Raw genomic sequence first — 13420 nt, 5'->3', positions numbered from 1 at the left:
CAGCATGAACCTCACCCTCAAGATCTGGCGCCAGGCCAGCGCGAACGCCCGCGGCGAGATGGTGACGTACAAGGTCAGCGACATCTCCCCGGACATGTCGTTCCTCGAGATGCTCGACGTGCTCAACGAGCAGCTCAACGCCCGCGGCGAGGAGCCGATCGCGTTCGACTCCGACTGCCGCGAGGGCATCTGCGGCATGTGCGGCCTGATGATCTCGGGCAAGGCGCACGGCCCCGAGGTGACGACGACCTGCCAGCTGCACATGCGCAGCTTCTCCGACGGCGACGAGATCACCGTCGAGCCGTGGCGCGCCGACGCGTTCCCGGTGATCAAGGACCTCGTCGTCGACCGCGGCGCGTTCGACCGCATCATCGCCGCCGGTGGCTTCATCAGCGCCAACACGGGCGCCGCCCCCGAGGCGCACTCGGTGCCGGTGCCGAAGCCGAAGGCCGACCGCGCGTTCATGGCGGCCGCCTGCATCGGCTGTGGTGCCTGCGTCGCGGCCTGCCCGAACGCGTCCGGCATGCTCTTCATGGGTGCGAAGATCACGCACCTCGGTGAGCTGCCGCAGGGCCAGCCCGAGCGTGACGCCCGCGTGGTGAGCATGGTCGAGCAGCACGACGCCGAGGGCTTCGGCGGCTGCACCAACATCGGTGAGTGCTCCGCGGCGTGCCCGAAGGAGATCCCGATGGACGTCATCAACCAGCTCAACCGCGACCTGCGCCACGCGCTGACGCGCCACGGCGACTGACGTCGATCTCGACGGCTCGTCGACGCACCCGTCGACACCCCGCATCGCCTGACCAGCCCGCCCCGGACCACCGGGGCGGGTTAGTCTTTCTCGGCGATGACGCCCCAAGAACGTGCCCGACGTCGCCCGTGGACGACCCCCGTCGCGGGCGCAGCGCTGGCTGCCGTCGGCCTGACGCTCGCGGTGACCACGCCGTATGCCGTCTCGTCCGCATCGGCGTCACCGCTCCCCCGCGCTGCTGCCGGGTCCCAGCCGATGGTGCTGCCGCAGGCCGCCCCCACGTGCGCGCCCTGGCAGACGACCACGACCGTGCCGCCGGGAGTCGTGCTCAAACCCCGTGTCTTCCCCAGTGACGAGCTCGGCACGCCGGCACCGGCACCCAAGCCCGCGGCGACCTCAGGCTCCGGCGCCAAGGCGGCCACGAAGACGGCCAAGCCCGCCAAGCCACGCGTGGTCTGCCGCAACGCCGCGCCCACCCCGTTCCCCCATGCGGCGTGGGAGCCGGAGACCGTGGTAGGCGGATCACGGCTCGGCGACACCGGTGTCGTCGTGGACCGACCCGCCTCCGTCGTCGCGCCCCCCGAGGTCTACGACGTCTCGTACGTGCTGGCCGACCTCGACTCGGGCGAGATCCTCGCCGCCAAGTCGCCGCACGCCTGGCTGCGGCCGGCGAGCACCCTCAAGGCCCTCACGGCCCTCACCCTCCTGCCCGTGCTGAACCCGCGCGGCGTCGTCGTCGCGAGCGAGGACGCCCAGTCGGCGGCCGGCACCCGCGTGGGCATCCTCGCCGGAAACCGCTACCCCGTCACGAGCCTCGTCGACGCGATGCTCATGTTCTCGGCCAACGACGCCGTCTATGCGCTCGCCGACGCCGCCGGCGGCTATGAGCGCACGGTCGAGCTGATGAACGCCAAGGCGGCCGAGATCGGCGCCCACGACACGCTCACCGTCGACCCGAGCGGGCTCGACGACGGTGGGCAGCGCTCGAGCGCCTACGACCTCGCGCTCATCGGACGTGACGCGATGCGCCTGCCTGCCTTCCGGACCGCCATCACCAAGCGCGACACCGTCTTCCCCGGCGGCAAGGACAAGCACGGCAAGGTGTGGCCGGCCTTCCACGTCTACAACATCAACGACCTGCTGACGCACTACCCGGGCGCCATCGGCATCAAACCGGGTCGCACCGACCGGGCCCAGCACACGTTCATCGGCGCCGCGACCCGTGGTGGCCGCACCCTGGTCGTCTCGCAGATGGGCAGCGTCACCGGCTCGTGGAAGCCGACCGCGGCACTGCTCGACTGGGGCTTCGCGAACGCCGACCGCGTGACACCGGTCGGGCGGTTGGTCGAGCCCGGCGAGGCATCAGCACCGACGCCCGCCGCGACGGTGCCGCCCCTGCCCACCGACGGGGCCGACGGCTCTGCCGGCGCCACGGACGGGGCCTCCACGACGGGAGGCGCCGTGACCTCCGGCACCCCGGCGCCGGTCGCGGCCGCGCCGACGCCGGAGACGGCACAGGACCGCACGCTGTCGCTCGTCGTCGTCAGCGCCGCGGGGCTTGTCGTCACCACGGCGGCGGTGCTGCTCGGCGTCGTGCTGCGCCGACGGCGACGCGCCTGACAGCAGCGGTCACGCTGGTGCGGTCAGACGGGGCGAGCCACGGTGCGCAGATAGCCGCCGAGCCCGGAAGAACCCAGCAGGTGACGGCCGGCGTGCGCGGCCGCCTCGCGAACCCTGCCCTTCCTGGCCGCATCGAGGGCGAGCTCTGCCGAGTGCGGGTAGGGCGTCGAACTCCGGGCGACGTCCCAACCAGTGTGGCGCAGTGCCTTGGCCAGACTGCGCCTGCTGAAGAAGTTGATGTGCTCCGGCGGCCGGAACTGGGCCCAGTCCGAGCCGCGAACGATCCTGCCCGCGCTGTTCCACTGCGGGATCTCGATGACCAGCACTCCCCCGGTGTCGATGGCCCGTCTTGCGTCGGCGAGCGCCTGGAGAGGGTCGATGAGGTGCTCGAGCACGTGGTACATGCTGATCACTCCGAAGGGACCAGCAGCCTCGGAGATGGTCGTCACCGTCCTCAGGCCCTTCTCAGCGGCTGACTCGCGTGCCGTGTCACCGACCTCGCACGCTACCGCCTCCCAGCCGTCCCGCTCGGCGCGGAGTGCGAACTCTCCCGTGGCGGCCCCCACGTCGAGGATGCGCCGAACCGGCACGTCAGCCACCTCCGGCGCCCAGACCTGCAGCTCGTCCCAGGCCCGCACTGCTTGCGCCCCAGCCCAGCTCTCGCCGTCGTAGTCGCCGTATCCGAAGCCGGTGTCGGCCGAGAAGTAGGAGGCGCCGTAGAAGTCGGCGAGGTCCTGCTCGCTGGGACGGGGCAGGACGGTCGCCGTGCCGCACCGCGTGCAGCGCACGACCCGGTACGGTCGGTCGGAGGTCTTGGCGAGCCGCGTCCTACGCGCCTCGCCCTGGCACAAGGGGCAGGCATCCACGAGCGCATCGTATGTACTGCCACGCCCGATGTGGCCGGAATCCGACTCAGCGTCTGAGCGCGGCCCGGACCCCCTTGACGCCGAGAGCGGACGCGACTCCCACGACGACACCCGCCACCACGCTCACTCGATCGGTCGCCCGGGTCGGCCGGCCGGTCGTCCGACCGGCAGCGTCGGCGCGGGCCACCGGGGCAGCCGCAACCGTGGCGCTCGCATCTGGCGGGGCAGCCTCCGGCTGGACGGTCTCGTCGTCGAGCCGAGACAGGTCGACGTCGTCGGCCGACCACGAGGCCGACAGCAGCACGACCTTCGACATGAGGTTGAGCCAGAACAGCAGTCCGACGGCCACCGCGACGGCGCCCAGCAGGGGGTTGGCGCTCGCGCGACCGATGAGGAACCCGCCGAAGAGCTTGAGCACGGTGAGGATCACCGCTCCGAGCAGCGCGCCCTGGCGGACCTTGTGCATCGGCAGCGGCACGCCCGAGAGCATCCGCAGCAGGACCACGAGGATGACGAAGTCGAAGGCGACCCCCAGCAGCAGGCCCACCGCGCCGATGAGCAGGCCGTTGCCGTCGAGGCCGACCCAACCTGCGACGCGCTCAGCGAGGCCGCCGATGACGCTCGTGAGGATCGCGGAGACGGCGATCGCCAGCCCGAGGGTCACGAGCACGTAGAGGTCGTGCGCCTTCGTGCGCACCGCGTTGCCGGTGGAGGCCTCGAGGCCGAAGACGCCGCGTATGCCGGTGCGCAGCGCCCCGACCCAGCCGAGCCCCGCGAGCAGCAACGTCACGAACGAGACGAGGCCGGTGACCGTCAGCGTGAGGCTCGCCGGTGCTGCGACGCTGATGACGCCGTCGGGGTGGCTGGGCGTCTTCACCATGCCGGGCAGCAGACCGTTGAGCGACTCGGCGATCGTGTCGACGAGGTCGGGACGTCCCTGCAGCACGAAGCCGAAGATCGCGAACGCGAGAGCCAGGGCGGGGAAGACCGAGAAGAAGGCGAAGTAGCCGACACCCGCCGCGAGCAGGTCACCGTTGGCGTCGCCGTAGCGCTGCCAGGCGGAGTACGCGCGGGTGGACTTGAGCCGGTCGATGATGCGCGTCAGCCTGGCCGGCACGGGTCAGCCTCCTGTGAGCTCGAAGGTGTGGACGGGGCGCCACACCTCGTCCGTACCCTGCTCGTAGAGATGAAAGGCGTCGACCGTGAAAGCGATCGCGTAGTCGGCCAGCTCTTCGAAGGCGCGGTCCATGGCCTGGGGCGTCACGTTGTGGGCCACCGTGACGTGGGGGTGGTAGTAGAAGTCGAGGTCGCGGCTCACGGGTCCGGATCGGAGCGACACCTCGAGCGACTCGCAGTTCGAGACGCCACGCGCGACCTGGATGAACACGACGTCCGACAGCGGGCGGAACGTCCCCGTGCCACGCAGCACGACGTCGAAGGACTCGTGCGAGGCGGCCACCTCGTCGCAATGACGGCGGAAGGCGGCATACGCCTCCTCGTCGACCTCGGTCGGCGGCAGCAGGGTGATGTGGGCCGGGATCTTGCGCGCCTGCGGGTCGCCGAAGTCGGCCCGGCGTTCCTGCAGGTAGTCACCGTGCGGAGCCGGGATCGGGATGGAGACACCGATCGTCGTGGGGCGCGCAACACTCACGACCCCGACCGTACCGAACTCTCCCGTGGTCGAGTGGCGTGGGTCCTGTGGCTTCACCGTGGAGCGGTGGTTGCGTAGGCCCACGGGCATTTCCGTCGTCCGACGGAAGACCGCACGAGCCGCGGATACTCTGGCGCCGATGCCCTCGCTCCCTCACCTCGCCCACATCCCGATGCCGCTGGCCGGCGACGGGAGCTCGGTCGCGCACGTCGTGCGCGCCCTGACGCGTGAGCACGCGCTGGCCGGTGGGCGCTCGACCGTGATCACCTCACACAACCGGGAGGCCACCTACCCCGACGCGGAAATGGTGCCCGTCGACTACACCCGCAACTGCCCGAGGACCCACTTCACAGAGGCGGAGTACCGCCGGGACTGGGCCATGGGCGCCCTGCTGCGCGAACGGCCGTACGCCGCGAGGCTGTTCGAGCCGGCCGGTGAGGCCGTCGCACAGGTCAAGCCGGACTGGGTGCTGCTCCACGAAGGCCACTACGCCGTCACGGCGCTGCCCCTCCTCCGGCGCATGCTGCCCCCCTCGACACGGATCGCGCTGCACGTGCACAACGCGATCTCCTCGTCGGTGCTACGACCCGAGCTGAGCCGGCTGCTCCACCACGCGGACCTGGTGGTCGGCGTCAGCAAGTTCATGGCCGACGGTGTCCGACGCCGTGCCTGGGTCGATGCCCGCAAGGTGGCCTGGGTGCACAACGGGGCCGACACCACTCGCTTCCACCCGGATGTCGAGTCGCTCACGGACGACCCGGGTCGACAGCGCCCGGGGGTGCCCCTGCGGCTGCTGTACGTCGGCCAGGTCGCACCACACAAGGGCGTGGACCTGCTGCTTCAGGCACTCGGCGCGATGGGCCGACACGCCTCGCGCTTCGAGACGCGCATCGTCGGCAGCTCGGAGCTGCGCGAGACCCAGGAGAGGTCCGCCTTCGAGGAGCACCTGCGTGGGCTCGCTGGGCGAGTGGCCGGCCCGGTCACGTTCGAGCCCTACCAGCCGCAGGAGGCAGTTGCGGGCCTCTACCGGTGGGCCGACGTCGTCGCGGTGCCGTCCGTGGCGGAGCCCTTCGGCATGGTGCCCCTCGAGGCGATGGCCTCCGGCGCGTACGTGCTCGCCAACGACGCAGGCGCCCTTCCCGAGGTGCTCGGCGATGCGGGCCGACTCGTGCCACCCACCGTCGCTGGCTGGGTCGGCGCACTGACGACGCTCGAGCGCGGCGACGTCGTCGCCGGTCGCCAGCCTGCCGTGGACCGTGCTCGCCGGTTCACCTGGAGCAACAGCCACCGCTCGCTGCTGGCATCCCTCGGTCAGCACACCGTCGGTGCCGCGTGACGGCAGTACCGCCGGGCCGCCTCCGGGTGCTGCTGATGAGCGCCGTGCCCACCCGGGACCCGCACTCGGGGGACGTCACGTACACCGAACAGCTGCTGGCCAACCCGCCTCCCGGCGTCGAGTACACCACCTACGACAGCGCGGCACGCGACGGCACCCTGCGCGAGATCGGTTCCCGTTCCGAGCTTGCCGCAGCGGCAGGACGACACCGGGCGGGCCCCCTGCTCCGCGGACTCGGCGCCGCGGCCCTGCGAAAGGTCGAGTCGGGAGTCCGGTCGACAGGTAGGGCCTTCCGCGAGCCGATCCGCGTCATGGAGGCCGATCCCGACGCGTTCGACCTCGTGCACGTCCACGTCTTCAACACGAGGTTCGTCGGCGCCTCGCCGCCGGTCGTGATGAGCGCTGCCGGACCGCTCGAGTGGGTCTATGCCGACGCCTGGGGATGGTCGCCCGACCGAGTGAGGCGCGCGAACCAGCTCGACACCGGACTGGCCACGATCCTCGATGCGACCCTGCACGCCCGTCGCCTCGGCCGCGCCCGCAGGTTCATCGCCTTCTCCGAGCACCTGCGTTCCTGGATGCGCGACCGTGGCGTCGACAGCACCCGCATCGACGTCGTGCCCAACTACGTCGAGCCGCCGACCACCGCTCCCGCTCGATCGGCCGGTCAGGTGCCGCGACGGCTCGGGTTCATCGCCAAGGACTTCAACGCCAAGGGCGGACCCGACGTGCTCGCCGCGTTCGAGATCCTGCGTCTGGAGCGTCCGGACCTCGAGCTCGTCATCGTCGGCAGCGAGACTCCGCCCCGCCTCACCCTCCCGGACGGGGTCGACTGGCGTCCCTTCGTACCCCGCTCCGAGCTCCTGACGTCCCTGCTGCCCACCATCGACGTCCTGCTCCACCCGTCGCACTTCGACGGGCTGCCGTATGCGCCGATGGAGGCGCTGGCCCTTGGGATCCCGCTCGTGGTGTCCGAGTACCGAGCGCTTCCGGAGCTTGCTCGGGACGGCGCGGGCCGCGTCTGCCGTCTCGGCGACGTAGCCGGCATCGCTGCCGCCACGCGCGATCTGCTCGAACCCGAGGTCCACGCCCGTGCCCGAGCCTCGGCAACGCGGCGCTTCACGGCGGCATACTCGTCCGAGACTCAGGCGCCCGCCCTCAGACGCTCCTACGACCGAGCCCTGGGAACGCCCTCGGGTGGGCGTCCAGTGCGCGTTCGCTGACGATCAGCGCGCCGACGACGGCAGCAGCCCCACCTTGTCGTACACACGACGCACCGTCGCCTCGGCAACCTCGCGGGCCTTCTCGGCGCCGTCGGCGAGGATGCGGTCGAGCTCAGCCCGGTCCGACATCAGGGCAAGCGTGCGCTCGCGGAAAGGCGTCACCGCCTCCACGACGACCTCGGCGACGTCCTTCTTGAGGTCGCCGTAGCCCTTGCCGTCGTACTGCTCCTCGAGGATCGCCACCGGGGTGCCCGAGAGCGCGGAGTGGATGGAGAGCAGGTTGGAGATGCCGGGCTTGTTCTCCTCGTCGAAGCGGATCTCGCGCTCGGCGTCGGTGACGGCGGAACGGATCTTCTTCGCGATGCGCGACGGCTCGTCGAGCAGGCTGACGAGGCCTGCGTCGGACGCCGCGGACTTGCTCATCTTCGCCGTCGGCTCCTGCAGGTCCTGGATCTTGGCCGTGGCCTTCATGATGTGCGGCTCGGGCACGACGAGCGTCTCGCCGAAACGCTGGTTGAAGCGGCCTGCCAGGTTGCGCGACAGCTCGAGGTGCTGGCGCTGGTCCTCGCCGACCGGCACGACGTTGGCGTCGTAGATGAGGATGTCGGCGGCCTGCAGCACGGGGTAGGCGAAGAGCCCGACGTTGGTGTTGGTGCCCTTGGCGGACTTGTCCTTGAACTGCGTCATGCGGCTCGCCTCGCCGAAGCCGGTGAGCGTGCCGAGCACCCAGTAGAGCTCGGTGTGCTGGGCGATGTGGCTCTGGACGAAGAGCGTCGAGCGGGCCGGGTCGACACCGCCGGCGATGAACTGCGCGGCCGTGATACGGGTGCGCTCGCGCAGCACCTGGGGGTCGGGCGCGACGGTCAGGGCGTGCAGGTCGGCGACGAAGTAGAACGCGTCGTGGGTCTCCTGCAGCTTGACCCACTCGACCAGCGCGCCGATGTAGTTGCCGAGGTGGAGCGAGTCGCTCGTCGGCTGCATGCCCGAGAGGCTGCGAGGCGTGGCGGTCGGGAGGGAGGGCGTCGAGGACATGGCTGCATTCTGGCCCATTCGGCGACTGGGCCCCCAACCGACCTCGTCCCCGTCGGGCGATCAGGCGGTCGCGTGGCTCTCGAGCGCGGTGAGGTCGTAGTCGGCGACGACCGGCGCATGGTCGCTCCACCGCTCGGCATACGTGGGGGCGCGGTCGACGTACGCGTGCCGCGCCGTCGCGGCGAGCCGCCGGCTCGCGATCTGGTAGTCGATGCGCCAGCCGGCGTCGTTGTCGAACGCCTTGCCCCGCCACGACCACCACGAGTACGGGCCGGCGACGTCGCCCGCGTGGCGCCGCTGCACGTCGACCCACGCGTCGGCCTCGAACCAGCGGTCGAGGTAGGCACGCTCGTCGGGCAGGAAGCCGCTCTTCCTGAGGTTGCCCTTCCAGTTCTTGAGGTCGGCCTCGCGGTGCGCGATGTTGAGGTCGCCGGTGACGACCATGGCCGCACCGTCCGCGGCGGCCCGGTGGAGGCGGCGCGTCATGGCGTCGAGGAAGGCGTACTTCACGACCTGACGGTCGGTGTCGGCCTCGCCGGTGTGGACGTACGCCGACACGACCGTGAGCGGCCCGGCATCGGTCGCGAGGTCGGCCTCCACCCACCGGCCGTCGTCGGCGAACTCGCCGTCGATGCCGACCCGGACGGCTGTGTGCGGGTCGCGGGAGACCACGGCGACCCCGGCCCTGCCCTTGGCAGCGCCCTCGGTGTGCGCCACCGACCAGTGGGCGAGGCCTGCGTCAGCCAGCACCTTGCCGAGCTCGACGTCGTCGGCTCGCACCTCCTGCAGCGTCAGCACGTCGGGCTGCGCCTGCGCGAGCCACTGCACCATGCCCCGCCTGGCGGCGGCCCGGATGCCGTTGACGTTGACCGTGACGAGACGCATGCGCCGATTGTGCAGGAGCCTGAGGAGGCAGCGAGACGCGCCCCACCGGCTGGGCGGGGCGCGTCTCGGCGGTCGTGAGGCCTCAGGGACCCGATGTCGCGTGCGGCGGGTTGTCCTTCGGCTGGTCCGCCACGGCCCCGTTACCCGTACCGCAGGGGTTGAGGTTCGTGTCGGCGATGGTGCCGCCGGAGATCGACCCGGTCTGCGTCGTGCCGCCGAACGGGTACGAGAAGGTCAGGATCGCGCCGCCGTTCGCGCTGTTGTCGAACAGGCCGGCGTCGACATACATGCAGATGTTGGTCTTGGCCCCGACCGTGAAGCTGTTGGTCTGTGCTCCGTTCACCGAGACGAAGGCGGGCTTCGAGGTGCTGCCCACGCTCAGCGTCCCCAACGTCACGACGATGGGAGACAGCGTCGTGTTCTGGAAGCAGAAGACCGCGTGGTAGTACTTCGGCTCGCCCGGGTGCTTGCAGAACGTCCCCGGCGTGAACGACGGGATGATCGGTGCGGAGGCAGCGGCCGTTGGGGCAGCCGCAGCCACCATCACCGCCGGCGTTGCCCAAGCGGCACCCTTGACGACCGCGCGGCGGCGGACTCCGGGCGCAGCACTGCTATCGGTTTGAGTCATGTGGTTCCCCCCACGAAAGTGTGTCTCAGTACCCCCCGAGACTCTCGAACTGTATCGCTTCCCAAGGGCCGCGAATGGGGGAATCCCCCTGCGAATAAACAGGTCTGGACAAAAGAGACGTCGTCTTGCGGTGGTATGTCCCGGAGTGCCCCGAAAAGTTCGCGGACATGCGAGGTGCCGTCGCTCCGTCGATTTCAGGTGCTGGACGTGGCCGCTCGTTAGACTCGCGACGTGCCGGATGCCCTCGTCGTCGTCGTCCCCACACTGCTGGCTGGCGTCCTTGTCCTCAGCGGCGTCGGCAAGCTCGGTGACCGCGACCGACTGACCGGATGGCGCGATCTCGGTGTGCCGGAGGCGCTGCAGAGACCGGCCCTCGCCGTCGCACACCCCTGTGTCGAGATCGTCCTCGCTGCCGCCGTGGTGTTGACCGGTGGTGTCGCCCGGGTCGTGGCATCCGCCCTCGTGCTCGCGCTGATGCTTGCGTATGCCGCCCTCGTGGCCGTCGCGCTGCGTCGGCCCGGCCCGGTGGAGTGCAGTTGCTTCGGGGCGCGCCGCTCGGCGCCGGTGACGCTCATGACCCTGTGGCGGAACGTGTGGCTCAGCCTGCTCGCGGTGACGGGCCTGGCCACGGCGGTGCTCGACGGCCGCCCCGCGTGGAGCGTCGTCGCAGCCTCCGGCGCGTGGTGGTGGGTGTTCGGTGTTGCCTCAGCGTCGGTGACGGCGGTGCTCGTCCTACCCGGCAGCCCGGCGACCGCCACCGCGACCGCGACCCAACCCTCGGCGACGAGCGCGGCGACCGACGCAGCCCCCGAGCTCGACTACGTCCGGAGCCGCACCCCCGACGTGCCCGTGACCTTGGCCGATGGTTCGACGGCGACCCTCCGCGAGCTCAGCGCCGAACGGGCCGTGCTGCTGCTCGAGGTGTCCGAGGCGTGCGGCGGCTGCGTCGAGGTCATCCGTTCGATCCCCACCTGGCGTGAGGACCTTCCGGAGGTCGACGTCCGGGTGCTCGTCACCGCTCCGCCCGCCGAGAGCGGGCTCACCTCCACCACCGAGCCGCAGTCGCTGCACGACGCTCCGTTCCACGTCTCGCGCTCGCTGGGCTACGGGATGACCCCGACGGCTGTGCTCCTGGGCGCGGACGGTCTCCTGGCCGGAGGGCCGGTGATCGGTGACGCGGCGATCCGCGAGTTCATCGCGGAGATCGACACGGAGCTGCACGGGTCGACGGGCGAGCCGTCACCCGTCCACGCGTACGAGCCCGGCTGACTCCAGCTCGCGCACCAGCGTCGCCACCGCGTCAGCCGGGTTGTCGCCAGCAGCACCGAACCGCTCCACGAGCTCGCCGGTCAGGCGGCTCAGCGGCACTCCCGAGAGGGCGAGCTCGCGGACGGCCTGCCCCATGGCGGAGAGCCGCAGCACCCGGTGCTGGCCACCCGCGTCGACGAGGACCACGGCGCCGTCGTCGGCGACGAGCTCGTCGACGACCGCGGTGGCCGTCACCGTCACGTCCTTCATCGCGACCTCCTGAGGACCTCGCCGACGAGCGGTTCGAGCTGGGCCGCGTCCGCGAAGTGCACGACGCTGAGGCCTCCAGCCATCTCGACGACGTCGGCCAGCCGGCGCAGGGGGCGCTCGAGGCGCGCGAGGGACGACGTCTCAGGTGCGAGCATGACGAGCGCGTCGAGCAGGGGAACGTCGACGACGTCGACCGGCGCACCCGGCGCGAGGTCCCTTCGCAGCGCGACGAGCCCGGCGATCCAGGGCGTGGCGCAGGCGGGCGTGAGCCGCATGGCCCCGGGCGCCGTCTCGTCCTTGATCGCGCCCTCGGAGCGGCGTACGGACAAGGGCTTCGGATAGCAGACGATCGTGCCGTCGGTTCCGACGGCGATGGTCTCGTCGGAGAGATACCCGCGTCCGTGACCCAGCGTCGTGGTGACGGTCGTCTTGCCGGTGCCACCCGGCGCGACGTAGACCATCGACGCCCCGGTGGTCGGGTCGCTGAGACCGCCCGCGTGGAACATGACGTCGCGCCCGGCGCGGGCGCCGATCGCCGCCAGCGTGACCCACTGGGTCAGCAGCTGCAGGCTCCGTGCGACGGAGTCGGGCGATCCGTCGTGGTCAGGCACGGCGACCTCGACGTCCGCCGGTCCACTCTCGACCGTGCAGAGGTGCCACGCGTCCTCGATCGACGGCACCAGCCGGGCATCGTCGACTGCGATGCTCACGAGCACGTCCAGCGCGCGAACGGTGACCGTCGCAACGCTCATCGGGTCACCCCGCTGGCGAGCCTGCCCAGCACGTCCGCGACCTGCTCGACGCGTCGTGCCCAGTCGACGCCCGCCAGACGCTCGACCGGCGACGACGACGACGCGACCCCACAGGGACGGCCCTTCGGCGCGTCGAGCGCGTCCACCAAGGCCGCCGGGAAGCGCTCTTGCGCGACGACCTCGACCAGCTCGTCGGCGACGTCGCGGAACCCGGCCACCGCGGTGGAGAGGACGGGGCGACGCGCCGCCTGGTACTCGTAGAGCTTGATCGGGTCGAGGCTGTCGGTGAACGGCGTCACGACGTGCGGGACGACTAGGACGTCAGCGTGCTGCAGGTAGGCGGGCACCTCCTCGCTCGCACGAGGACCGAGGAGCACCACCCCGGCGTCGGCGAGCCGTGAGTGCTGGCTCCCCGACAGGGCATCCGGGCCCACGAGGACGAGACGACCGAGCCCAGCGAGCGCCCGGGCAGCATCCACGCACAGATCGAGGTCGAGCCGGTCGTCGTGGAGCGTCCCGACGTAGACGGCCACGCGACCCTCGGGAAGGTCCGCAGGGCGTTCTCGGACCGTCGCGTACGCCGCCGTGTCGACGCCGTTCGGCACCAGCGTCACCGGGCGTTCGGCCCCCTTGCTCCGTGCCAGCGCGGGCGAGCACACGACCACCTCGTCGCAGCGTCGAAGCAGCACCGCCTCCTGTGCCTTGACCCGCTGGGTCTCGGCCGGGGCGCGCTCGGCGAGCGTCCAGTCGTCGGTGACGTCGTAGAGCGCGGGCCATGAGGTCGCCTCCAGGAGGAGCGCCCCCGTCGGGTCGTTGACCCAGAGCAACGGCTCGGTCATCCCTTGCGTTCGTGCGGCCTTGAGCACCTGACGCGCCCAGCGCTCGTCGACGCGCCGGTCGACGCGGCGGGGCAGCCACTTCGTCGGTTCGAACAGCCAGAGCGCGTCCGGCGCGACTCCCTCGACCGCGGGCGCCGCGCGCAGGCCACGTCCGAGTCGCGCCTCGCCCTCGCCCAGCGCGGCGTGCAGAGGATCCGATGCGGGTTCGACGAACAGCACGCGCAGGGAGGGGTCGCGGCGCAGCAGACCCGTCACCAGGTGCTGGTTGCGGCGCCAGACGCCGTCCCACGCCTCCAGCGAGGCCACGACGATCTCCACG

General features: G+C 71.2%; 14 protein-coding genes. 5 read left to right on the top strand and 9 right to left on the bottom strand.

Translation table 11 applies throughout. The features are described from left to right. Nucleotides 1-4 precede the first annotated feature (4 nt). Together ACYVNR_RS21530 and ACYVNR_RS21525 are read left to right on the top strand one after the other, a co-directional pair. On the top strand, nt 5-751 hold the full coding sequence (locus tag ACYVNR_RS21530) for a succinate dehydrogenase/fumarate reductase iron-sulfur subunit (protein ID WP_045187721.1): 747 nt from the start codon (nt 5-7) through the stop codon (nt 749-751). 96 nt (nt 752-847) lie between these two features. Beyond that, a complete protein-coding gene (locus tag ACYVNR_RS21525; protein ID WP_461050987.1) occupies nt 848-2371 on the top strand; it encodes a D-alanyl-D-alanine carboxypeptidase family protein in 1524 nt (507 codons plus the stop codon). A gap of 23 nt (nt 2372-2394) precedes the next feature. On the opposite strand, the gene ACYVNR_RS21520 is transcribed toward ACYVNR_RS21525, so the two are convergent. From ACYVNR_RS21520 to ACYVNR_RS21510, 3 genes are read right to left on the bottom strand one after another with little or no spacing between them, the layout of a single operon-like run. Next, the gene (locus ACYVNR_RS21520) at nt 2395-3237 is read right to left on the bottom strand and encodes a class I SAM-dependent methyltransferase (RefSeq protein ID WP_461050985.1); all 843 of its coding nucleotides are present in this window, start codon (nt 3235-3237) and stop codon (nt 2395-2397) included. Between the two features lie 46 nt (nt 3238-3283). Further along, complete coding sequence (locus tag ACYVNR_RS21515; protein ID WP_461050983.1) at nt 3284-4354, bottom strand: YihY/virulence factor BrkB family protein; 1071 nt, start codon at nt 4352-4354, stop codon at nt 3284-3286. Nucleotides 4355-4357: 3 nt separating this feature from the next. Continuing rightward, on the bottom strand, nt 4358-4888 hold the full coding sequence (locus tag ACYVNR_RS21510; RefSeq protein WP_461050981.1) for a 2'-5' RNA ligase family protein: 531 nt from the start codon (nt 4886-4888) through the stop codon (nt 4358-4360). Nucleotides 4889-5027: 139 nt separating this feature from the next. Here ACYVNR_RS21510 and ACYVNR_RS21505 point away from each other — a divergent pair, with 139 nt between their 5' ends. Both ACYVNR_RS21505 and ACYVNR_RS21500 read left to right on the top strand, forming a co-directional pair. Beyond that, nucleotides 5028-6224, top strand: a complete 1197-nt coding sequence (locus tag ACYVNR_RS21505) for a glycosyltransferase family 4 protein (RefSeq protein WP_461050979.1) — start codon at nt 5028-5030, stop codon at nt 6222-6224. Beyond that, on the top strand, nt 6221-7447 hold the full coding sequence (locus ACYVNR_RS21500; RefSeq protein ID WP_461050977.1) for a glycosyltransferase family 4 protein: 1227 nt from the start codon (nt 6221-6223) through the stop codon (nt 7445-7447). Before ACYVNR_RS21505 ends, ACYVNR_RS21500 begins: the two co-directional genes overlap by 4 nt. Before the next feature lie 3 nt (nt 7448-7450). Here the strand turns inward: ACYVNR_RS21500 and trpS are convergent, their stop codons facing one another. The 3 genes from trpS to ACYVNR_RS21485 all read right to left on the bottom strand — a co-directional run bounded on the left by trpS (nt 7451) and on the right by ACYVNR_RS21485 (nt 9992). Then, on the bottom strand, nt 7451-8497 hold the full coding sequence (gene trpS / locus ACYVNR_RS21495; protein WP_461050975.1) for a tryptophan--tRNA ligase: 1047 nt from the start codon (nt 8495-8497) through the stop codon (nt 7451-7453). Nucleotides 8498-8539: 42 nt separating this feature from the next. Beyond that, on the bottom strand, nt 8540-9364 hold the full coding sequence (locus tag ACYVNR_RS21490; RefSeq protein ID WP_461050973.1) for an exodeoxyribonuclease III: 825 nt from the start codon (nt 9362-9364) through the stop codon (nt 8540-8542). A gap of 82 nt (nt 9365-9446) precedes the next feature. Beyond that, complete coding sequence (locus tag ACYVNR_RS21485; RefSeq protein WP_461050971.1) at nt 9447-9992, bottom strand: hypothetical protein; 546 nt, start codon at nt 9990-9992, stop codon at nt 9447-9449. A 231-nt stretch (nt 9993-10223) separates the two neighbouring features. Between ACYVNR_RS21485 and ACYVNR_RS21480 the strand changes: the two genes are divergently transcribed. Further along, complete coding sequence (locus tag ACYVNR_RS21480) at nt 10224-11261, top strand: MauE/DoxX family redox-associated membrane protein (protein WP_461050969.1); 1038 nt, start codon at nt 10224-10226, stop codon at nt 11259-11261. On the opposite strand, the gene ACYVNR_RS21475 is transcribed toward ACYVNR_RS21480, so the two are convergent. The 3 genes from ACYVNR_RS21475 to ACYVNR_RS21465 are packed head-to-tail and all read right to left on the bottom strand — an operon-like array spanning nt 11232 to nt 13419. Further along, the gene (locus tag ACYVNR_RS21475; protein WP_461050967.1) at nt 11232-11510 is read right to left on the bottom strand and encodes a hypothetical protein; all 279 of its coding nucleotides are present in this window, start codon (nt 11508-11510) and stop codon (nt 11232-11234) included. The two genes, ACYVNR_RS21480 and ACYVNR_RS21475, sit on opposite strands and share 30 nt — an antisense overlap. Next, entirely contained in the window at nt 11507-12262 is a 756-nt protein-coding gene (locus ACYVNR_RS21470) for a hypothetical protein (protein ID WP_461050965.1), read from the bottom strand. Before ACYVNR_RS21470 ends, ACYVNR_RS21475 begins: the two co-directional genes overlap by 4 nt. Then, nucleotides 12259-13419: a glycosyltransferase gene (locus ACYVNR_RS21465; protein ID WP_461050963.1), complete on the bottom strand. Its 1161-nt coding sequence runs from the start codon at nt 13417-13419 to the stop codon at nt 12259-12261. The genes ACYVNR_RS21470 and ACYVNR_RS21465 overlap by 4 nt, the downstream gene beginning before the upstream one ends. Nucleotide 13420 lies beyond the last annotated feature (1 nt).

This window comes from Terrabacter koreensis (genome assembly GCF_054783315.1).
This window is presented reverse-complemented; position numbering and strand designations above follow the sequence as displayed.

Excerpts from the sequence above, each read along its gene's own strand:
- ACYVNR_RS21530 (WP_045187721.1), top strand. The coding sequence starts at position 5 with ATGAACCTCACCCTCAAGATCTGGCGCCAGGCCAGCGCGAACGCCCGC.
- ACYVNR_RS21525 (WP_461050987.1), top strand. The coding sequence starts at position 848 with ATGACGCCCCAAGAACGTGCCCGACGTCGCCCGTGGACGACCCCCGTC.
- ACYVNR_RS21505 (WP_461050979.1), top strand. The coding sequence starts at position 5,028 with ATGCCCTCGCTCCCTCACCTCGCCCACATCCCGATGCCGCTGGCCGGC.
- trpS (WP_461050975.1), bottom strand. The coding sequence starts at position 8,497 with ATGGGCCAGAATGCAGCCATGTCCTCGACGCCCTCCCTCCCGACCGCC.
- ACYVNR_RS21490 (WP_461050973.1), bottom strand. The coding sequence starts at position 9,364 with ATGCGTCTCGTCACGGTCAACGTCAACGGCATCCGGGCCGCCGCCAGG.
- ACYVNR_RS21485 (WP_461050971.1), bottom strand. The coding sequence starts at position 9,992 with ATGACTCAAACCGATAGCAGTGCTGCGCCCGGAGTCCGCCGCCGCGCG.
- ACYVNR_RS21475 (WP_461050967.1), bottom strand. The coding sequence starts at position 11,510 with ATGAAGGACGTGACGGTGACGGCCACCGCGGTCGTCGACGAGCTCGTC.
- ACYVNR_RS21470 (WP_461050965.1), bottom strand. The coding sequence starts at position 12,262 with ATGAGCGTTGCGACGGTCACCGTTCGCGCGCTGGACGTGCTCGTGAGC.